At 33.8% G+C, this 21,759-nt stretch carries 18 protein-coding genes; 15 read left to right on the top strand and 3 right to left on the bottom strand.

All coding sequences use genetic code 11. The annotated features are described in order from the left end of the window. Positions 1–16: 16 nt before the first annotated feature. From FUA24_RS11540 to FUA24_RS11560, 5 genes are all read left to right on the top strand, one after another. Positions 17–250 (top strand): FeoA family protein, encoded by a 234-nt coding sequence (locus FUA24_RS11540; RefSeq protein ID WP_148542416.1) that lies wholly within the window; start codon positions 17–19, stop codon positions 248–250. Beyond that, positions 243–2,345, top strand: coding sequence for a ferrous iron transport protein B (feoB, locus tag FUA24_RS11545; protein WP_148542418.1), 2,103 nt, complete (start codon positions 243–245; stop codon positions 2,343–2,345). The genes FUA24_RS11540 and feoB overlap by 8 nt, the downstream gene beginning before the upstream one ends. 27 nt (positions 2,346–2,372) lie before the next feature. Then, on the top strand, positions 2,373–2,510 hold the full coding sequence (locus FUA24_RS11550) for a FeoB-associated Cys-rich membrane protein (RefSeq protein WP_148542421.1): 138 nt from the start codon (positions 2,373–2,375) through the stop codon (positions 2,508–2,510). A 71-nt stretch (positions 2,511–2,581) separates the two neighbouring features. Further along, complete coding sequence (locus FUA24_RS11555; RefSeq protein WP_222861356.1) at positions 2,582–3,454, top strand: 3-keto-disaccharide hydrolase; 873 nt, start codon at positions 2,582–2,584, stop codon at positions 3,452–3,454. A gap of 319 nt (positions 3,455–3,773) precedes the next feature. Beyond that, the gene (locus tag FUA24_RS11560; protein ID WP_148542422.1) at positions 3,774–4,076 is read left to right on the top strand and encodes a carboxypeptidase-like regulatory domain-containing protein; all 303 of its coding nucleotides are present in this window, start codon (positions 3,774–3,776) and stop codon (positions 4,074–4,076) included. A gap of 11 nt (positions 4,077–4,087) precedes the next feature. Here FUA24_RS11560 and FUA24_RS11565 read toward each other — a convergent pair whose 3' ends face one another. After that, positions 4,088–4,744, bottom strand: a complete 657-nt coding sequence (locus tag FUA24_RS11565) for a metal-dependent transcriptional regulator (RefSeq protein WP_148542424.1) — start codon at positions 4,742–4,744, stop codon at positions 4,088–4,090. A gap of 100 nt (positions 4,745–4,844) precedes the next feature. On the opposite strand from FUA24_RS11565, the gene FUA24_RS11570 reads away from it, so the two are divergent. The 7 genes from FUA24_RS11570 to FUA24_RS11600 all read left to right on the top strand — a co-directional run bounded on the left by FUA24_RS11570 (position 4,845) and on the right by FUA24_RS11600 (position 12,687). After that, positions 4,845–7,202 (top strand): TonB-dependent receptor, encoded by a 2,358-nt coding sequence (locus tag FUA24_RS11570; protein ID WP_148542426.1) that lies wholly within the window; start codon positions 4,845–4,847, stop codon positions 7,200–7,202. Positions 7,203–7,234: 32 nt separating this feature from the next. Further along, positions 7,235–7,672 carry a thioredoxin family protein gene (locus FUA24_RS11575; protein ID WP_246147030.1) on the top strand — a complete coding sequence of 146 codons (438 nt, stop codon included), beginning with the start codon at positions 7,235–7,237 and terminating at the stop codon, positions 7,670–7,672. A gap of 5 nt (positions 7,673–7,677) precedes the next feature. Beyond that, positions 7,678–8,604 carry a metal ABC transporter solute-binding protein, Zn/Mn family gene (locus tag FUA24_RS11580; protein ID WP_148542430.1) on the top strand — a complete coding sequence of 309 codons (927 nt, stop codon included), beginning with the start codon at positions 7,678–7,680 and terminating at the stop codon, positions 8,602–8,604. A gap of 297 nt (positions 8,605–8,901) precedes the next feature. Further along, a complete protein-coding gene (locus tag FUA24_RS11585; RefSeq protein WP_148542432.1) occupies positions 8,902–9,639 on the top strand; it encodes a metal ABC transporter ATP-binding protein in 738 nt (245 codons plus the stop codon). Positions 9,640–9,748: 109 nt separating this feature from the next. Further along, entirely contained in the window at positions 9,749–10,873 is a 1,125-nt protein-coding gene (locus tag FUA24_RS11590) for a metal ABC transporter permease (RefSeq protein WP_148542434.1), read from the top strand. Next, the gene (locus FUA24_RS11595) at positions 10,866–12,026 is read left to right on the top strand and encodes a metal ABC transporter permease (RefSeq protein WP_148542435.1); all 1,161 of its coding nucleotides are present in this window, start codon (positions 10,866–10,868) and stop codon (positions 12,024–12,026) included. Before FUA24_RS11590 ends, FUA24_RS11595 begins: the two co-directional genes overlap by 8 nt. 301 nt (positions 12,027–12,327) lie before the next feature. Next, positions 12,328–12,687 carry a YraN family protein gene (locus tag FUA24_RS11600; protein WP_148542437.1) on the top strand — a complete coding sequence of 120 codons (360 nt, stop codon included), beginning with the start codon at positions 12,328–12,330 and terminating at the stop codon, positions 12,685–12,687. A 103-nt stretch (positions 12,688–12,790) separates the two neighbouring features. Here FUA24_RS11600 and FUA24_RS11605 read toward each other — a convergent pair whose 3' ends face one another. Together FUA24_RS11605 and mfd are read right to left on the bottom strand one after the other, a co-directional pair. Beyond that, on the bottom strand, positions 12,791–14,116 hold the full coding sequence (locus FUA24_RS11605; RefSeq protein ID WP_148542439.1) for a TlpA family protein disulfide reductase: 1,326 nt from the start codon (positions 14,114–14,116) through the stop codon (positions 12,791–12,793). A 20-nt stretch (positions 14,117–14,136) separates the two neighbouring features. Continuing rightward, positions 14,137–17,571 carry a transcription-repair coupling factor gene (gene mfd, locus FUA24_RS11610; protein ID WP_148542441.1) on the bottom strand — a complete coding sequence of 1,145 codons (3,435 nt, stop codon included), beginning with the start codon at positions 17,569–17,571 and terminating at the stop codon, positions 14,137–14,139. A 144-nt stretch (positions 17,572–17,715) separates the two neighbouring features. On the opposite strand from mfd, the gene FUA24_RS11615 reads away from it, so the two are divergent. From FUA24_RS11615 to FUA24_RS11625, 3 genes are all read left to right on the top strand, one after another. Next, positions 17,716–18,147, top strand: coding sequence for a tellurite resistance TerB family protein (locus FUA24_RS11615; protein ID WP_148542443.1), 432 nt, complete (start codon positions 17,716–17,718; stop codon positions 18,145–18,147). Positions 18,148–18,766: 619 nt separating this feature from the next. Next, positions 18,767–19,309 (top strand): hypothetical protein, encoded by a 543-nt coding sequence (locus FUA24_RS11620; protein ID WP_148542445.1) that lies wholly within the window; start codon positions 18,767–18,769, stop codon positions 19,307–19,309. A 1,173-nt stretch (positions 19,310–20,482) separates the two neighbouring features. Then, a complete protein-coding gene (locus tag FUA24_RS11625; RefSeq protein WP_148542447.1) occupies positions 20,483–21,583 on the top strand; it encodes a slipin family protein in 1,101 nt (366 codons plus the stop codon). The last annotated feature ends 176 nt before the right edge of the window (positions 21,584–21,759 follow it).

Consider the following 21,759-nt stretch of genomic DNA (forward strand, 5'->3'; position numbering starts at 1 on the left):
ATCAATCTAAATAAGCTTGCAGGATACTTTAGCAAATTTAAAACGTGGAGAAAAGGGCATTATAACTGATGTTTCTTCTTCAGAAATCCCTCTTAAACTTCTAGAAATGGGCTGTTTGCCTGGTAATGAGGTAGAGCTTGTACAAGCAGTACATTTTGCTGATCCTATGTATTTAAAAATTAGTGGCTCTCATTTAGCCATTAGAAAAGAAACTGCAGTCCATATTTTAATTGAAAAGGTAGATGAGTAAGCAAATTAATGTCGCTTTAATAGGGAACCCCAATACGGGAAAGACTTCGGTATTCAACGCTTTAACTGGTTTAAACCAAAAAGTAGGGAATTACCCAGGTATTACCGTAGATAAAAAAGAAGGCGTTTGCAAATTACCCAGAGGGGTTAAAGCTCATATTCTCGATTTACCTGGAACTTATAGTTTAAATGCCTCATCTTTAGACGAAAATGTAGTTATTGAGCTGCTTTTAAATAAAAACGATAAAGACTTTCCTGATGTTGCAGTGGTTGTTACCGATGTGGAAAACTTAAAACGTAATCTTTTAATTTTTACACAAATTAAAGATCTAGAAATCCCAACGCTTCTTGTCATTAATATGGCTGACAGAATGCCTAAAAAAGGGATTTCTTTGGACATAGATGCGCTTGAGAAAGAACTCAATACTAAAATTGCATTGGTAAGTACTCGTAAAAATCAAGGTATTGATAATTTAAAGGAACTTATTTCAAACTACAGAACACTTTCTACAACACCTTGTTTAGAAACCACTGCTATAGATGAAGCCTACTTCAGTAATCTTAAAAAAGCGTTTCCGAACCAATTATTATATAAACTTTGGTTGGTTATAACCCAAGATGTAAACTTTGGGAAAACCAACAGAAAAGAAATTGATGCCGTTGCTAATTTTAAAACTAAGAGTAACGCCGATTTAAAACGCCTACAGCAAAAAGAGACCATAAAACGTTACCAATTAATTAATAACGTTCTAAAAAAAGGGCAAACTATAGACCTATCACAGGCTACAGATTTAAGAATAAAGTTAGATAGAATTTTAACTCATAAAATATGGGGTTATATTATCTTTTTCATTGTACTGTTTCTAATGTTTCAGGCTGTCTATGATTGGGCTACCTATCCTACGGATTTAATTGATGAAGGTTTTGCCTCATTAGCAGATTGGGTTAAAAACAACTTACCTGAAGGTGCCTTTACAAACCTGCTTTCCGATGGAATTATTGCAGGTATTGGTGGTATTATGGTATTCATTCCGCCCATTGCATTTCTATTCCTGTTTATTGCCCTATTAGAAGAAAGCGGTTATATGAGCCGTGTTGTATTTTTAATGGACAGGGTTATGCGCCGTTTCGGACTAAGCGGAAAAAGTGTAGTACCTCTAATTTCTGGTAATGCCTGTGCTGTTCCCGCAGTTATGGCGGCTAGAAATATTGAAAATTGGAAAGAACGCCTAATTACAATTTTAGTTACGCCGTTTACAACATGTTCTGCAAGGTTACCAGTATATGTTATCATTATTGCTTTAGTTATTCCTGAAGGAACATTTCTGGGTATGAGCTATAAAGCCCTCACTTTAATGGGACTTTATGCAATTGGATTTTTAGCGGCAATTTTTTCGGCATATATTTTAAACAAAATATTAAAAATTAAAAGCAAGTCCTACTTTGTTATTGAAATGCCAAGTTACAAAGTACCTATGTTTAAAAACGTGGCGATAACAGTTCTTGAAAAAACCAAGACCTTTATTTTTGAAGCCGGAAGAATAATTCTTGCAATTTCAATTATTTTATGGGTTTTGGCCTCTTATGGTCCAGGTGATAATTTTAACAAAGCCGAAGACATTATAAAAAATGAAAACCCAACACTTTCTGATGTTGACTTAGAAGACAAAATTGCAGCGCATAAATTAGAACATAGCTATATTGGCATTGTTGGAAAAACAATTGAGCCAATCATCAAACCCTTAGGTTATGACTGGAAAATTGGTATTGGGTTAGTCACATCTTTTGCGGCACGTGAAGTTTTTGTAGGCACTCTTGCCACCATTTACAGTGTTGGCAGTGCAAACGATAGCGAAGACGAAGACACTATTAAAAGCAAAATGGCGGCAGAGGTTCATCCTAATGGCACAAAAGTTTTCACTTTGGCAACTGGAATTTCACTATTATTATTCTATGCTTTTGCAATGCAATGTATGAGTACTTTAGCAATAGTAAAAAGAGAAACCAACAGTTGGAAATGGCCAGTGCTTCAATTAGTTTTTATGTCAACAATAGCTTATATCTTTGCATTGTTGGCCTATCAGTTTTTGAAATGATACGTATTTAAATTCGACCAAAGACATATGAATGACATTATTCAGAACATACTTGTAATAACAACTGCTTTTTTAGCAGTAGTCTTTTTGGTTAAAAAATACCTTCCTAAAAAATCTAAACCTCAAAAAGGTTGCGGAACAGGAACCGACTGTTCTTGTCATTAACTTTCATTAATACTTTGATTAGTTAACCCTAGTGTTTACATTTATATCGTCTAAAAACAAACTAAACACTAATGAGTTACAAGCTATTAATGGTTTCGGCTTTTATTTTAAGCCTTAACACCTATGCACAAAAATCTTTTAAGCTATTTGATGAAACCTTAAGCCATTTTGAGAAATGGAATGGTGTACCACACACTACGATACAAGGGTTGCCCGAAGGCACGTATCAATCAGACAATGTTCATGCAGGAACACCTTTGGGTCTTAATAATGATATTAAAAACGTATTTACCATGATTACAGAAGATGGTGAACTCGTTTTAAAAATTACAGGCGAAATTTATGGCGGATTAACCACTAAAGCTTCTTATGAAAACTATCATTTAAGTGTATACTTTAAATGGGGAGATAAAAAGTGGCCTCCACGATTAAATGTAAAAAGAGATAGTGGTATTCTTTACCATTGTTATGGTGACCACGGACGCTTTTGGAAAACATGGAAAACCTGTTTAGAATACCAAGTACAAGAAACAGATTTAGGCGATTTTATTCCCTTAGGAGGTAACACAGCAGAACCTAAAGTTCCTGGGCCAAAAGTTGAGATTAGAGGAACTAGAGGAGAAAAAAAGGGTAAATACGATCCTAATTCCGACACCTATCTAAAAAAAATAGGATATACCGATGCCTATAAAGAGCCAGACGCTCCACATGGCGAATGGAATCATTTAGAGATTTATGTCATCGGAAATGACGCAGTTCATTTAGTTAATGGTGAAATTGTAATGGTTGTTGAAAATGCTACAAATCCAGAAACTGGAGCTCCTCTTACTAGCGGACAAATTCAAATTCAGTCTGAAGCTGCCGAGTGTTACTACAAAGATTTAACATTAACTTCTATTAAAAAGTTTCCGAAGAAAATTAGAAAAGAAGTGAGGTTTAAATAAACATATATTCATTTAATTAATAATCAAAGACACAAGACTTTCAATCGGTATTGTTTTGTACCTAAGCTTTGAACTCGTTTTAAAATAACAGGAATTAGTCGATGTATAAGAGCTTTCTTTTGAGTTATTCTTAAAACTGCTAATTGAATTTCTTTTTTTATTAATTTCTTACTTAAATTTTCAATAAAAATCTCTTGTTGCCTTTGGTACAAGAGATTTTTAATTACATTTGAAAAATTTTGAGCTGACTTATTGTTGGCACCATCCTGACACCTCTCGTACACTATTGAATCAGGTCACAAGAGTATTATTTAAAAAAATGAAAACTATAAAATTATTATTATTACTATTTTTTGTTGGGAATAGTTATTTACATGCACAAAAAATTACTGGAAAAGTCTCTTCATCAAAAAAAGGACTTCATGCAGTAAAGGTATATTTAAAAGGAACTGCAAAAGAAAGTACTACTGATAAATCTGGCCTATTTACAATTGAGAATGTAGAACCCGGAACCTATACCATTGTGGCTTCCTATGATGGTTATAAAAATGTTGAGAAAGAAATTACCGTTGAAGGCCATGTAACTATTATTAGACTAGTACTAAAAGAAGATGAGTCATAATCGGATATTAATTAAGCTAGTCTTACATAAAGATTATTGGCTATGATACTTGAAATAACTAATTCTTTACCTGCTATTTCTATTGTAACAGAATTATCAAAAGGCTCTCTTTGAATAATCCTTAAGTGTACTCCTAAAGCAATATTGTTTTTATCTAAATATTGCAAAAATTGGGTTGAAGAATCCTGAACGCCTACGCAGATACAATTGTCATTCACCTTAGCCTCAGACAACAAAATCTTATCAATTTTTTTAATATTACCTGTTTCATCAGGAATGGGATCTCCATGGGGATCATACGTTGGAAAACCCAAAAAAGCATCCAATTGGGTAATTAATTTTTTAGACTTAATATGTTCTAATTGCTCCGCTACATCATGAATTTCATCCCAAGAAAAATTTAACTTTTCAACTAAAAACACTTCCCAAAGCCTATGCTTCCTAACAATATTAATAGCTATTTCTTTACCTGCTTCTGTTAGCGAAACACCTTGGTATTTTTTATAATAGGCATATCCTTTCTCAGATAGTTTTTTAACCATATCTGTTACAGAAGACGCCTTGGTAGCCATCTCTTTCGCAATTGCGTTTGTACTTACAACATTAACGCCTTGATCACCTAAATGGTAAATTGCCTTAATATAATTTTCCTCAGTAAGGGTTATCATCTTAACTTTTTTCAATACTACAAATATAGTATAATTAAAATCTTAAAATCATTTTTAGATTAATCTAAATTAATATTTATATTTGCAAAAAAGTTTTATAATGAAACACCTAATACTATTAATTTTTAGCATTTTATGCTTTAATTTTAATGCACAAAACACTACTATTAAAATCTCTGGAAAAGTATCTGCCAATGGTATTCCAGTTGCTTTTGCAAGTATTTATGTTAAAGGTGGTGCTACAGGTGTAAGTACAGACGAAAATGGACACTACGAAATGTCCCTTTCTCCTGGCAAGATTATATTAATTGCCCAATCCCAAGGGTATCGTTCTTCAGAACAAAGCGTTAAACTTACCAAAGGCCAAAATCAAATTGTTAACTTTTCTCTTGTTGAAGACGCTCTTGGACTAAACCAAATCGTTATTAGTGCTACTAGAAATCGAATACGAAAAAAAGAAGCCCCAGTAATCGTAAAAGTCTTAAGTCCTAAATTATTCAAAGCTACACAGTCACTTTCCTTAGCCGATGGTCTAAATTACCAACCAGGGGTTCGCGTAGAAACCAACTGCCAGAATTGTGGTTTTACACAGGTTCGTTTAAATGGTCTTGAAGGCCAGTATACTCAGATTTTAGTAAATAGTAGACCCGTATTCAGTGCTCTAAATGGTGTTTATGGATTGGAACAAATTCCAGTAAGTCTCATAGATCGTGTAGAGGTAGTACGTAGTGGAGGTTCTGCTCTATTCGGATCTAATGCTATTGCTGGAACCATTAATGTAATAACAAAAGAGCCAATAAATAGCGGGTGGGAGGTAAACTCTACTCTAGCACTTATTGACGGTTCAACTGCAGACCGTAATGTCAATATTAATGCCTCGGTTGTAAGTGAAGATTTATCTACTGGTATTACAGTTTATGGTATTTTTCGTGACCGTGATGCTTTTGATGCCAATAATGACGGATTTTCAGAAATAACAGTATTAAAAAATAATTCATTAGGGGCAAAGGCATTTTTAAGACCTAATGACAACAGTAAAATAGGTTTTGACTTTACAGGAATTCGCGAGTATAGGCGCGGAGGCAACAAATTAGATTTAGCACCTCAATTCACTGATATAACTGAAGAATTAGACCATAATACTATCTTTTCAGGTTTAGATTATAATTTGTTTAATGACGAACGAACAAACAATTTAAGTGTATACACATCCATACAACATACAGACAGAGATAGTTACTACGGTGGTCTTGGTGGGGGCAGAACACCTGCAGATTCTATAGCTGCAAATAGTGCCTTTGGAAAAACAAAAGATGTTGCTTTTGTAGCCGGAGCAAAATTCAGTCATGAATTTTCAAATAAAGATATTATTACCTCAGGTATAGAATACCAAGTAAATGATACCGATGATGCTATAATTGGTTATAACCGTGTTGTGGATCAAAAAGTAAACAGTTTCGGGCTCTATAGCCAGTACGAATGGAAACCTTCTGATAAATTTTCGGCACTTATTGGTGCACGTTTGGATAATGTAAAAGTTGACGGCTTCTACACCATTCAAGATATAGCACGTACTTCTGATGTTTCAGAAACAGTCTTAAGTCCACGTCTAACAATACTTTACAACTTTACAAAATCACTTCAGTTTAGAGGTGGTTATGCCAGAGGGTTTAGAGCACCTCAGGCTTTTAACGAAGACCTTCATATTTCCTCTGTTGGTGGAGAACAACAATTTGTAATTTTATCTAATGACTTAGAAAGTGAATTCTCTAACGCCTATACAGCGTCTTTAGATTTTACCAAAGATTTTAATAAAACCCAAACCAATTTATTAGTAGAAGGTTTTTACACCTCTTTAAAAAACCCGTTCACTATTGTTAGTACAGGAAGTTCTTTGCCAAATGGTTCTATACTCGAAGAATCTCGAAATGGCTCTGGAGCCTATGTAGCGGGGGCAAACATAGAAATGAGTATATCTCCCAATCCAGATTTGTTTTTTCAGGTTGGCGCCACAATTCAAAAATCTATCTATAAAGAAGACCAAGTACTATTTGAAGCAGATGGTAGTACTCCAGGTGAAACCAATGTTATTATAGATGAGTTTGTACGCGCTCCAAATGTATATGGATTCGTAAACTCTTATTGGCAAATGAGTAAAGCTTTTAAATTTGATGTAACAGGAAGCTATACGGGTACTATGACTGTTCCTCATGTTATAAGCGATTCAGGGTTTATCACTCTGGAAAAGTCTGAATCATTTTTTGATATCACGACGAAACTTACCTATCATTTCGATTTGAAAGATACATTTCATGTAGAACTAAGCGGAGGGGCACAAAACCTTTTTAATAGTTATCAAAGCGATTTTGATACAGGACCAGGGAGAGATTCCGACTATATTTATGGTCCAAACAGACCAAGAACGCTCTTTGTAGGATTAAAATTTGGTGATTTATAATGATATTTAAGGCTAAACATATCTTATTCTTATTGATATTCAGTTCAGTTAGTGCTTCTTTCTCTCAAAGTAACGCACGAATTAATTGGATGTCTTGGGAACAACTAGATAGAGCTTTAAAAGAACAACCAAAACCTGTTTTCATATACTTTCATGCCGATTGGTGTGAGTACTGCAAAAAGATAAAACGAAACGTTTTCACTAAAGAACCTATTATAAAACGCATTAATAAGGACTATTATGCTGTGGAAATGGATGTAGAATACAAAGACACCATTGTTTTTGATGGTGTTTCTTTTATAAACGCTGAAACTAAACGTAACAGTATTCATCAATTACCACTGCTTCTCGCTAGTCGTAAAAACAAGTCATTTTCATTGCCAGCAACCCTAATATTTGACGAGAATTTCCAAATAAAAGCGCGTATTTTTGAATATTATACCTCTAAACAATTATTAAATAAGTTATGATTTATATGGATAAACTCACTAAGGTCATAAAAAAGACTGCTTTACTTTCTCTTTTAGGGTTGGTCATCGTTAGTTGTAAAGAAGAAAAAAAAGCTAATGGTAAACTTAACGTTGTTACCACTACAACTATGATTACTGATTTGGTTAAAAACATAGGAGATACATTAGTAAATGTAGAAGGTTTAATGGGAAGTGGTGTAGACCCGCACTTATATAAAGCCAGTGAAGGTGATGTTAGCAAACTCGTAAATGCGGATATCATTTTTTACAATGGCCTTCATCTTGAAGGAAAACTTGTTGAAGTATTTGAAAAAATGAAAAATAAAAAAACAGTTGCCGTTTCAAGTGTTTTAGATAAAAATACTTTAATTGGTTCCGATTATTTTGCTTCTAACTATGACCCGCATATTTGGTTTAATGTTGATTATTGGAAGCAAATTACGCAACACGTTGTAACTACACTTTCGGAAGCTTCGCCTGAACAAAAAGAAACATTTATAACCAATGGAAAAGCCTATTTACAAAAACTTGATGTTTTAAGTAAAGAAATAAATGCATCTATTTCAACTTTACCAAAAGAAGATCGCATTCTAGTAACAGCCCATGACGCCTTTAATTATTTCGGAAAATCATTTGACTTTGAAGTAGTAGGTTTACAAGGGCTTTCAACAGCTACAGAAGCGGGTGTTCAAGATGTTCAAAAACTAGCCACATTTATTATTGAAAAGAAAGTAAAGGCTATTTTTGTAGAGAGCTCTGTTCCAAAACGCACAATAGAAGCACTACAAGCAGCTGTGAAATCCAAAGACCATGAAGTTACTATTGGCGGAACTCTTTATTCCGATGCCTTAGGTGATGCCGGAACAGTTGAGGGAACCTATATTGGAATGTATAAGTACAATGTGAATACTATTGTTAATGCTCTAAAATAAAGCCCCTCCTAACATCCCCGAAGGGGAGGAAAAGCTTACTCTTGTGTAATAAGTTTAAAATTTAGAAATTGAAAACGAATCAATTTAGTTTAGATAAAATGGCAGAAAGTCAAGTACCAAGTTCCGATGCAATCGGAATCATCAATTTGCAGAAATAGTGAGTAAAAAATGAAACTGCGAAGCGCAGCTTCAAGCATGAAGTTTTGAGAATGAACGTTTCGAAGGAATTTCCTCAAATTGATTTAATTTTTTGGTTCGTTTTGCATCAAGGCAAAATGAACAATTAAATAAAAATAGATGAAACAAAATATTGCCGTAAAAGTAGACGATTTAACTGTTGCCTATAACTACAAACCAGTACTTTGGGATATAGACCTAGAAATACCAGAGGGTGTTCTTATGGCAATTGTTGGGCCAAACGGCGCAGGAAAATCAACTTTAATCAAATCAATTTTAGGTATTTTAAAACCAATTGCAGGAAGTGTTAGCATCTATGGAAAGCCCTATGATAAACAAAGACAATTGGTAGCATATGTTCCTCAAAAAGGTAGTGTTGATTGGGATTTTCCAACCACAGCATTAGACGTAGTTATGATGGGTACTTATGGTAGTTTAGGCTGGATAAAACGTCCAAAACAAAAAGAGAAGAAATTGGCTTTAGAAGCTCTTGAAAAAGTGGGTATGCTCCCCTTTAAAAACAGACAAATAAGTCAATTATCAGGAGGCCAACAGCAGCGCATATTTCTGGCTAGAGCCTTAGTGCAAAATGCTTCTATTTATTTTATGGATGAACCCTTCCAAGGCGTTGATGCCACAACAGAAATAGCAATTATAAACATCTTAAAAGAACTTAGAAAAGCAGGAAAAACAGTTATAGTTGTCCACCACGATTTACAGACTGTTCCCGAATATTTCGATTGGGTTACATTCTTAAATGTAAAGAAAATAGCCACTGGCCCAGTTAAAGATATTTTCAATGATAATAACCTAACAAAAACCTATGGTATTAATTATAAAGTGAGTATTCAGGAGTAAAAAATCAGTTTACAGTCATCAGTCTCAGTAAGCAGTACTTACTCAAAAGAATAAAAAATAAAATATTCGCGAACAAAGGAAGAGATTTCGGCCTTCGCGGTAATGGCAAATGGATATCTTAGAATACATAGAATTGGTCTTTACAGACTACACCTTAAGAACAATAACCTTGGGAACGGCCATCCTGGGTGCTGTTACAGGCATGCTTGGTAGTTTTGCAGTACTTAGAAAGCAAAGCTTACTAGGTGATGCCATTTCTCATGCTGCATTGCCTGGTATAGCAATTGCCTTTTTAATTACGGGAACAAAGGATAGTAATGTATTATTGTTAGGCGCTCTAATAAGTGGGTTAATTGGCACCTTTTGGATTAGAGGTATTATTACCAAAACGCATTTAAAATCAGATACTGCACTCGGATTAATTCTATCCTTATTTTTTGGCTTCGGAATGTTATTGTTAACCTTCATTCAAAAACGTCCAAATGCTAATCAGGCAGGATTAGACAAGTATTTATTCGGACAAGCAGCTACTTTGGTAGAAAGTGATGTTTGGATGATGGCTATCGTTACAGGTATTTGCCTAATAATTCTATTGTTATTCTGGAAAGAGTTTAAAATCCTTTTATTTGATGCTGATTTTACCAAAACCTTAGGTTTTAATACAAAAACAATAGATATCTTAATTACAAGTTTTATTGTGCTAGCCATTGTTTTAGGTCTTCAAACAGTTGGTGTTGTACTAATGAGTGCTATGTTATTAGCTCCCGCTGCAGCCGCAAGACAATGGACTAACAGCCTTGGCAAAATGGTGTTTTTGGCCGCTATATTTGGGGCCTTGTCTGGTGTTTTTGGAACTGCGATAAGCGCAACTCAAAACAACCTATCTACAGGGCCAGTGATCGTTATTATTGCCAGTGTTTTTGTTTTGATCTCTTTTATATTCTCACCAAGCAGAGGTTTATTATTTAAACAAATACGTTTTATTAAAAACCGTCGTGATTTAAAATTACATAAAACATTAGCGTTTATGTATCACATTGCTGAAACACACGAAAACATATCGCACCCGCATACCACTAAAATCTTAAACAACTTTCAAGGTTTTACGAAAGCAACTCTTCAAAAGTTAGTTCATAAAAACTATGTTAAACTAGAGGGTAATATGTGGAGTTTAACGTCAGAAGGGTTTAAAGCTGCTTCGAATTTATACAACCAACAAGAAGAAGATGAGTAGTGCTCAAATAGAAATACAACTTATTGCGTGTTTAGCTGCAATTGCTTGCGCTATTCCAGGCACTTTCTTAGTTCTAAGAAAAATGGCCATGATTAGTGATGCCATTAGTCATTCTATTTTACCAGGAATTGTTATCGGTTTTTTTATAACTCAAGATCTTAATTCGCCATTGTTAATTCTCTTAGCAGCTGTTACTGGTATTATTACCGTAATTTTGGTTGAATACATACAAAAAACAGGTTTAGTAAAGGAAGATACCGCAATTGGTTTAGTCTTTCCCGCTCTCTTTAGTATTGGCGTTATAATGATTGCCAAAAACGCTAACGATGTACATTTAGATGTAGATGCCGTTCTTTTGGGAGAATTAGCCTTTGCTCCTTTTGATAGATTTATGGTTTCCGACCTAGATTTAGGACCAAAATCATTATGGGTAATTGGAAGTATATTAATTGTTACTATAGGACTACTATTTGCTTTTTTTAAAGAACTAAAAGTTTGCACATTCGATGCTGGTTTAGCAGCTTCCCTAGGGTTTTCTCCAGCCATAATACATTATGGTCTTATGAGTATTTCATCTGTAACAACAGTAGGCGCTTTTGATGCTGTAGGTGCTATTTTAGTAGTAGCTTTAATGATTGCTCCAGCGGCTACTGCTTACCTCCTAACAAATGATTTAAAACGAATGCTTATTTACGCTATAATCTTTGGTGTTTTTAGTGCTATTTCGGGGTATTGGGTGGCGCATTGGTTAGATGCTTCCATTTCAGGTTCCATAACAACCATGCTAGGACTCATATTCTTGCTAGTTTATCTATTTGCTCCCCAAAGAGGTATTATTGCTGTACTTTATAGAGAAAAGCAACAGCGTACCGAGGTATCTCTGCTAACATTTCTTCTGCATCTTAAAAACCATAATGAAAAAGAGGAGCGCCATGTAAATCACCTCAACGAGCATATTAATTGGCAAAAAGTGCGTAGCAAAACGGTTCTTGAATTAGCCTTAAAAAACAATATGATTCTTATTGAAAATAACATTGTGTCTTTAACCGAAAAAGGTAATGATTTTACCTCTCAGGCCATAGATTATATTATCACAAATGAAGATGCTAAGATTGAACACATGAAGGAGGATTTCTTTTTGTTTAGAGGGTAATTTGTTGTTCTGAACATAGTGAAGAATCTCTTAACTCAAAAAAAAGATTCTTCAGTCGTTCCTCCTTCTGAATGACAAACGTTACTTTAGTGATAAAGCCCAATGTCATTCTGAACGCAGTGAAGAATCCCATGAACAAAAAATAGATTCTCGATCTTTCCTCCTTCTGAATGACAAGCATCATTATTATTACAAGCACTACTTTTTAAAAGCAGATGTCCCTTATTCAGAGCATTTCGAATATATTCGAAGTCGAAGAATCTCATTAATTGGATAACAAACTTTTGTTTATTTTAGTCTTATGGCCAAACACAACGAATTAGGTAAAAAAGGGGAACAACTAGCCGTAGATTTTCTAATTAAAAACAACTACGATATTATTGAACGTAATTACAGATTCAATAAAGCAGAAGTTGACATTATTGCTCAAAAAGAAGACACCTTAGCTATTGTTGAAGTTAAAACAAGATCAACTACAGATTTTGGAAACCCACAAGATTTTGTAAAGCCCAAGCAGATAAAAAACTTAGTAAAAGCGGTTGATGAATATGTAAATGTTAATGCTTTAGACGTTGAAGTACGTTTTGATATTATAGCTATTGTAAAAGAAAACAAGGGCTTTAGAATAGAGCATTTAGAAGACGCCTTTTATCATTTTTAACCTATTATTTTGAATAGATACTTCAGTCGTGCCTCCTTCTGAATGACAAACCTTACTTTAAAAATTTCATAGTTAAGCCAAAACAAATTTAGCACCACAAAACCTACTCCACCTCAAAAAACTTTTTGAAACCCTCAAAATCTTGAGGCTTTGCAATAATTTTTTTATCCTTGTCTAGAATAAAATAAGTTGGTGTTTCAGAAACTGCATAATTATCTCCTATTTCGTTATCCCATTTACCTTCACCATAAACATGAATGAAATCTGGATATTCATAGGTTAAGTTTTTCCATTTATAAGGTTCATCTTCTAAACCAACAGCAATTACTTTGGTATTAGGATAGGATTTCATAAAGGTTTGTAACTGCGGAATTTCATCTAAACAATGTGAACACGTGCTACTCCAAAATACTATAACATATCTTTCAAAACCATCTAATGCCGTTAGTTTTTTTGTTACTTTTTTATCGTCTTGAGTAACCTCAACGTCAAAATCTGGTGCAACTTTACCTAATGATACATTTTCAAAAACTAATAGTGAGTTTATTAACTCCTGATCGTTTAATGCAACAAGAACATCCATTAAATAATTTTGAGAAATATAGTTTGCTACACGCTCATGTTTTAAATCGGCCATTTGTTGCCAAAGGCTTACTAAAAGAATGCGTTTTACATCGTTTGGCGCACTCTCCATCATCTTTCCTACTACATCAATATTAGTTTTGAAATTCTGCGTATCATCTTCAGAACCTGTTGTCATTCCAAAGACATAACTTACCATCTTCTCCTCTAAAAAATTAGAACTCTGTAAAACAGGATTGGTAAAATCTACAAAATCAAAATAGTGTGTCTTTAAATTATTTACATAAGTCATCACATCCTCATATCCATTAGGAATGTATGGCTTGTTAGCTTTTATAAAATCTAATACCATAAAATCTTTTGCAGCCTCTTCATAATTGGCCTGTGTTTCTCTTTGAATTTTAAAAATTTTAGACAATGCCAATGTATCCTGATCTTGAGAGTTAAAGTAGTTACCAATACTATGCGTAATATTAGACATGCTGTTTGTATAGGATGTTAACAGCGTATTTTCTACTGAAGATAAAAACTTAACACCTGTTTCGGAGTTAAATTCGAGTTCAATATCTTCAGTTCCATTATAAATAATATCAAAATTATAGTCCTCTTGTGGCACCGCATACACCAATCGGTAAGTTCCTTTAACTGCTGTTGAATCTAGCTTTAGCTCAAAAGTGCCGTCATCATTTATATTAGCATTTGCAACATACACAGAAATTGTTGGTGTAACTTTATATAGCAATGCAATTTTGTAATCTTCGGCAGGAGTAAAAGTGCCTTTTATAGAGTGTTGTGCCAAAAGTAGCGCTGGCAACAAAATAAGTAGGTATTTAAAAATCTGTTTCATTTAATTAAATAAGGCAATAATTAAGCCACAATAGGTTTTAATAATGTTAAAGCTTTTTCTACCGAATTAACTCCTTCAAATGTAAGTAATAATCTTAAGCCTTGGCGTGTTTGTTTCTCTTTCATTTTACAAACTCCAGAATTAGATTGTACATAACTTAACACCTTTGCAAAACTTGAACTTTGGTAGAAGCTGCTTTGCTGATCGCTAATAAAATAACCAACAAATTTATTCTGTTTCATTATGATTTTTTCAAATCCTATTTTAGTGGCAATCCACTTTATTTGGACACTATTTAACAAATCGGTCACTTGTTCTGGCAACTCACCAAATCTATCTATTAAATCTTTCTGAAACTTGGTTAATTCTTCTTCGGTCTTTAACTCATTGAGCTTAGTATAAAGACTTAATCGTTCTGCTATGTTATTTATATAGCTATCTGGAAAGAGTAACTCAAAATCCGTATCGATAGTAACATCTTTCACATAGGTTTTATCCTCTTCTGGTTCATTGTATAATTCCTTAAACTCGTTTTCTTTGAGTTCTTCAATGGCTTCGTTTAAAATCTTTTGATACGTATCAAACCCAATTTCGTTAATAAATCCGCTTTGTTCACCACCTAATAGGTCTCCTGCACCACGAATTTCTAAATCCTTCATTGCAATATTAAATCCGCTACCTAGTTCAGTAAACTGTTCAAGCGCTGAAATACGTTTTCGTGCATCTTCGGTCATTGCAGAATATTCGGGTGTAATAAAATAACAAAAGGCTTTCTTATTACTTCTACCAACACGACCGCGCATTTGATGAAGGTCACTTAGTCCGAAGTTATTTGCATTATTAATGAAAATTGTATTTGCATTAGGTACATCTAACCCACTTTCAACAATAGTTGTACTGACTAACACATCAAATTCACCATTAATAAAAGCCAGCATGAGTTCTTCCAATTTTTTACCATCCATTTGTCCATGACCAATAGCTATTTTGGCATCGGGTACTAAACGCTGAATCATGCCTGCTACTTCTTTAATATTTTCAATACGATTATGAATAAAGAAGACCTGTCCGCCTCGTTGAATTTCATAACTCACCGCATCTCTTATGGACTCCTCATTAAAGCGAATAACATGACTTTCTATTGGGTATCTGTTTGGCGGTGGTGTTGTTATAACCGATAAATCTCTTGCTGCCATAAGGCTAAACTGTAGCGTTCTTGGAATAGGTGTTGCTGTAAGCGTTAAAACATCAACATTTTCTTTTAAAGTTTTTAATTTCTCTTTAACTGCCACACCAAATTTTTGCTCTTCATCAACAATAAGCAGCCCTAGGTTTTTAAAGCTCACATTTTTATTCACTAACTGGTGTGTGCCAATAATGATATCTACTTTTCCATCAGCCAAAGCTTCTTGCGTTACTCGTTTTTCCTTAGCCGTTCTAAACCTGTTAAGATAATCTACCACCACAGGGAAATCTTGTAAACGCTTTCTAAAGGTTCTTGCATGCTGATATGCCAAAATTGTAGTGGGCACCAATACGGCTACTTGCTTACCATTATCTACTGCTTTAAATGCAGCACGAATGGCCACTTCGGTCTTACCAAAACCAACATCGCCACAAATTAAACGATCCATTGGGCGTTCGCTTTCCATATCTGCTTTAATATCGGCGGTGGCTTTACTTTGATCTGGTGTATCTTCGTAAATAAATGAGGCTTCTAACTCATGCTGCATATAGCTATCGGGATTGTATTGATAGCCTTTCTGCGTTTTTCGCTTTGCGTATAATTTAATAAGGTTAAAGGCAATATGTTTAACTCTTGCTTTGGTTTTTTGCTTGAGAGTTTTCCAAGCATTACTTCCTAGTTTGTAAACTTTTGGAGGTTTACCATCTTTACCGTTGTACTTGGTGATTTTATGAAGCGAATGAATACTTAAATAGAGGACATCGCGTTCTCCGTAAATAAGTTTTATGGCCTCTTGTTTTTTACCTTCTACATCAATTTTTTTTAATCCACCAAAACGACCAATACCATGGTCTATATGGGTAACATAATCACCAACATCTAAATTGGTGAGTTCTTTTAAGGTAATAGCCTGCTTCTTGGCATATCCGTTTTTTAACTGAAACTTATGATAACGCTCAAATATTTGATGATCTGTGTAACAGACTATTTTGTTTTCATGGTCTATAAAACCTTGGTGCAGTGATTGCACTATGGTTTTATAGTAAACACGTTCCTCAAAATTTGGGTTGCCGTCTTTATCGGCATCTTCAAAAATATCATGAAAACGTTTAGCTTGTTGTTCGCTAACGCAGGCAATATGATTTATATAACCTTTATTATGATTTGCGATTAAATCTTCAATTAATAGATTGAATTGTTTGTTGAAAGAAGGTTGTGGTGTGGTATGAAACTCAAATATACTGTCATTATGAGGAGCTTGCGATGTGGAAATCTCATTCTTTGCAAGAGATTGCTTCATTTCATTCCCAATGACATTACTATTGAAAAAAGACGATGTCCCAAATTCTATAATTGAAAAATCTAATAACTGTTTCTTCAATAATGCCGAATTACAAAATAACTCTTCTGGTTTATCATGTTTTAATTCTGAGGACAAACTTGCGAAGGCTTCCTCTGCCCTTCCGAAGAAATCGTCGATTCTTGAGAAGAATAAATCAGCATTTTTTAAACACACCACTGTTTTCTGAGCAATATATTTTAGAAAACTTTGACGACTTTCTTCTAAAAACTTATTAGCGACATTAGGAATGATGTTTATTTTCTTAATCTGGTCTACAGACAACTGAGACTCAACATCAAACGTTCTTATACTGTCTACCTCATCTCCAAAAAACTCAATACGGTAAGGTTCATCATGTGAAAACGAAAATACATCTACAATACCTCCACGTACCGAAAACTCTCCGGGTTCAGTAACAAAGTCAACACGTTTAAACTGGTATTCAAAAAGTACCTCATTAACAAAATCAATAGAAATATTATCACCAACCGATACCTTTAAGGTATTACGTTCTAACTCTCTTCTAGTAACCACTTTTTCAAAAAGTGCATCAGGATAGGTAACAATTATTGCAGGCTTTTTTCTTGAATTTATTCGGTTTAATACCTCAGCACGCAATAACACATTTGCATTATCTGTTTCCTCAATTTGATAAGGTCTGCGGTAACTCCCTGGATAGAACAATACATCTTTATCATTAATTAATTGTTCTAAATCATTTAAGTAATGTGCGGCCTCTTCTTTATCATTAAAAACAAGTAAAAATGGCTTTTCTGCATCTTTAAAAATACTTGAAATAACATATGAAAACGAAGAACCAACTAGTCCTTTTAAATGTGTTTTTACCCCAGTTTGGGCAATAGCATTCTGCAGATTTTGCACTTGCAAAGTCCGTGAATATACTTGCGAGAGGTTTGAAGAGCTCACTAGATGTAATGGATTTTAACGATTGCAAAAGTAAAGGATTTTTTTCATTTTAAAATTCACAAAATATTGATTTTAATAACGTTGTATTTATTTCAAAAAATGAAAAATAATATGTAGGTTTGCAGCACTAAAAAACAGAAATATATGTCGTTTTCAAATTTATTTGATAGTGGTTTTAAAAAACGTAACGAAAGTCATTTTGCTTCTATAGTTAGAGTGGCAATGGCGGATGGTATCATAACCGATGCAGAAAAGGCGTTTTTAGATAGATTATCTAAGAGATTAGATATAAGTGAGGTAGATTACAAGGCTATTTTAAAAGACTATAATTCTCACCCTATTAATCCACCAGTATCTTATGATAAACGTTTAGAGCGTTTATATGATTTAGTACGCATGGTACATGTTGATGATATTCAAGGTGAAGAAGAAATGCTTTTATTGCATAAAATTGCTGTTGGTTTAGGATTTCATGCGGTAAACGTAAAATACATTACAGATAAAGCATCAACTTTAATTCATAATGAAGCTGATTTAGACACTTTTGTGGATGCAATAAAAAACATGAATAGATAGAAATCATAAAAAACTATCATAGTTAAAGCGTCCAATTTATATTGGGCGCTTTTTTTTATGAAAAAAATTAAAATTAATTGAATAAAGATTTTAAAAACTAAAATAGAACACTTTGGAGTATAAGCAACTGAGAAACAAACCATTGCTATAAACTCAATAATCTGCAAACAGGCGGACAGGATAACTACTGTCTTAAAACAACCATAAACAATTGATTATCAGTAAATTAATTTTTAATAGTGTTTTGTTTTTTGAAAAATAGTTCTAATATTTGCACCGCAATTCTGAAAAAGCAATTGCAATAAAAATTAATTAATTTCTGAAACACGTTCAGAATAAAAAATAAGAAGCCATGTTAAAACATAACATTCCTTTTAGGAATATAGTAAGTGATTGCGAATCACTTTTAGGGCTTCGGTATTTTCAGTAGATTACTTTCCTGAAAAGAATCCGAAGCAAACAAACTGTTTCGGATTTTTTGTATCCAACATTTAAAATTCAAAATCTGAATCGGTTTTAATAGCCCACATTTTGTGTGCATTTAAAACAAGCCTGAATTGGCCATAAATCAATGTAGTATTCATCATTGGGGTGGAACGCTATGCTCAAAATTTAAAAAATGGAAAATAATTTAAATAACACCTATTTGTTTAAAGCTTTAGACGCTTATCCATATGAATTGGAAGAAACTTTAGAAGCATTAAACTATGCGCTTTCGTATGATGGCAAAGATGCTCAAGCACTGTGTTTAATGGGACGTATTCATGCCGAACAATTGCATGATTACGTAACCGCAAAACAATATTATGCAGAAGCTATAGCTAATAACATGGAAATGCCTAATACCTACGAATTCTATATTCAGACATTACTATGGAATGAAGATTATAAAGAAGCCGAAAAACTAATAGGGTTTGCTTTTAGTATTAAAGGGGTTAACAAATCGCTTTTACATGTATTCAGAGGTATAGTTTTAGAGGAACAAGGTTTTCTTAAAGAAGCTTTAAAAACATATAAAATGGCTTTAAAAACATCTACTAGTAATTGTTTTATCAATTCTATAGAAGGTGAAGTAAACAGAGTGAAGCATAAAATTAAACCTAAAAAGAAGAAGAACAAAAAGGATGGAAAGAAACGAAAAGGAGGAAAATCGGCAAAGTAGCCCTTTGCCGATTAAAAGGGAATTCATCAGCGTTGGAAATATGAGTCTGTCAGTAAAACTGATATATTTTACTTAAGAGGTTCTATTTCTGTTTGTTCTAAAAAAAACAACTACGCATAATAATTGCGTAGTTGATAAAAACCTTTGCGGTGTTATGTATTTATAACATGAAATCAAAGGTTCATTGAAAAATATCCCTGCTAAGGCAGGAAATAATATCAAGCTGGTCTTGTTGGGTGTTTCGGTATAGCACTATTGTATAAACCGTTGCATTTATGTATTACGGTTTTATATGCAACTAGACTTGAAGGTTTGGGTTTTATCCAAAAAATCCCCCAAAGTTCTGTGGGTTCGAGTCCCACTATCCCTTTTTAGGATATGGCGGAAATGGTAAACGCACTAGATTTCGGCTCTAGCGAACTGGCATCCTATACAGATGTCTATTTAAATGCACAGGTTCGAATCCTGTCGAGGCCACCATTTAGGTTTCGTAGCTCAGTCGGTCAGAGCACTACACTCATAATGTAGGTTAAAAGCTTATCATCTTGTAAAACTGATAATAAGGCAGTTAGCTTTTCTGCCTATCAAAAAAGGTAAAAACAGTGAGATTGTTAATCGGCTTTATTCCTGTCTTGCAGGAACCGAAAGCAATCTTGAAGGTACTTAGACATACTGATTTTTAATAGTTGGCAGTAACTACTGTTTTGTATTTAGAAGTAAAAACCGAGCATTAATTTAGTAGTGTTTCCTTTTTATAACCCAATACATAACACTATTACTTAAGACTATTGATATGAGTATATCCGTATTGGACAGATGATTTTCAATCTACTGTTTTTTATGACAAATTATAGCGTTAAGGATTGAAGCGACATCCTTTTGTGTGCTAGTAAATATACCATCATTACAAGGAGGTACTACAAAGCAATCTTTTTAGATTGGGAGATTGCTGTACTAAGGTTGCTAATGGCATTTGGTTGATGAACTGCAAAAAGATATAGCGAAAAGCCCAACCTGAGATTCTGAGTAAAGTTCAGAACAAAGGTTACGCCCAAAATAAAGTTTTAATCCCAGCAATAAGCATTGGAGATTAAAATTGGTAAACCCTCCGTTACAGGAATTGCCATCGCCCATATTGGGCAAAAGTGAATGTTTAATTTAAATAAATGTAAAATGAAACACGTAAGAATTAATGCAGGAAAAGTAGGTTTGGTTTTCAAGAAAGGAGATTATTTAAAAGTAATCACTCAAGGGAAACACTGGTTAGGTTTTAATGAACATGCCATTGTATATAGTTTAGAGAACAGCTTTACAGCTCCAATAGCGCTAGAAATCTTACTAAAAGACGAAACACTTGCTGCAATGTTAGACGTTATTAAAGTAAATGATAACCAATTGGTTTTAGTTTATGAAAAAGGAAACTTTAAAACCATACTATCAGCTGGACGTCATATATACTGGAAGGGTTTAATTAAACGTGAGTACACACGTTTAGATTTAAGCAAAATTTATATTACCGAAAAGCTAGACAAAGCATTATTTAGTAATTATGAATTGAGCAAGTATATTAGAACTTTTGAGGTAGCTGCTTATGAAAAAGCAGTGCTTTTGGTAGATGATGTGCATACCAAAACCTTAACGGGTGGCGTGTATAGATTCTGGAGAAATGATACCTCTATTAAAATTGCAAAGGTGGATTTGCGTCAGTTACAAATGGAAATTGCGGGTCAGGAATTGTTAACTAAAGATAAAGCGGCTATTCGTATCAACTTTTATACACAGTATAAAGTTACCGATATTGAAAAAGCTTTATTAGAGAACAAAGATTACGAAAAGCAATTATACATTGCTATGCAATTGGTATTGCGTGCCTATATTGGGTCTTATACTTTAGATGAATTGTTAGAACGTAAAGATAACATTGCAACCGCTGTGTTTGAAGATGTAAAAACAACTGCAAAAAAACTAGGTGTAAGCATATTGAACTGCGGTATTAGAGACGTAATCTTAACTGGAGACATGAAAGAGATTATGAATCAAGTATTGGTAGCTCAAAAGCAAGCGCAGGCCAACATTATTACAAGACGTGAAGAGACTGCTTCTACCAGAAGCTTGTTAAACACTGCAAAATTAATGGAGGAAAATGAGATGTTGTACAAGCTAAAAGAAATGGAGTATGTTGAAAAAATAGCTGATAAAATTGGCGAAATTACCGTTTCTGGGAATGGCGGCATAGTCACGCAGTTAAAAGAGATTTTCTCTGGAAATAAATAGTGTTTTCTTGGGCTTGGTATATTTTTACTAAGCTCAAGTTAAACACTTACTAAAACCATAAATCAATAAATCGTCATAAAATGATTGTCTATTTAGCTTTAATAGTGAATTACTAAACAAAAAAACATGAAATTAAATCGTTGGTTTTATCTAAATTTTGTTTTTGGCTCTTTGGT

The sequence above is a fragment of the Seonamhaeicola marinus genome, from assembly GCF_008085455.1.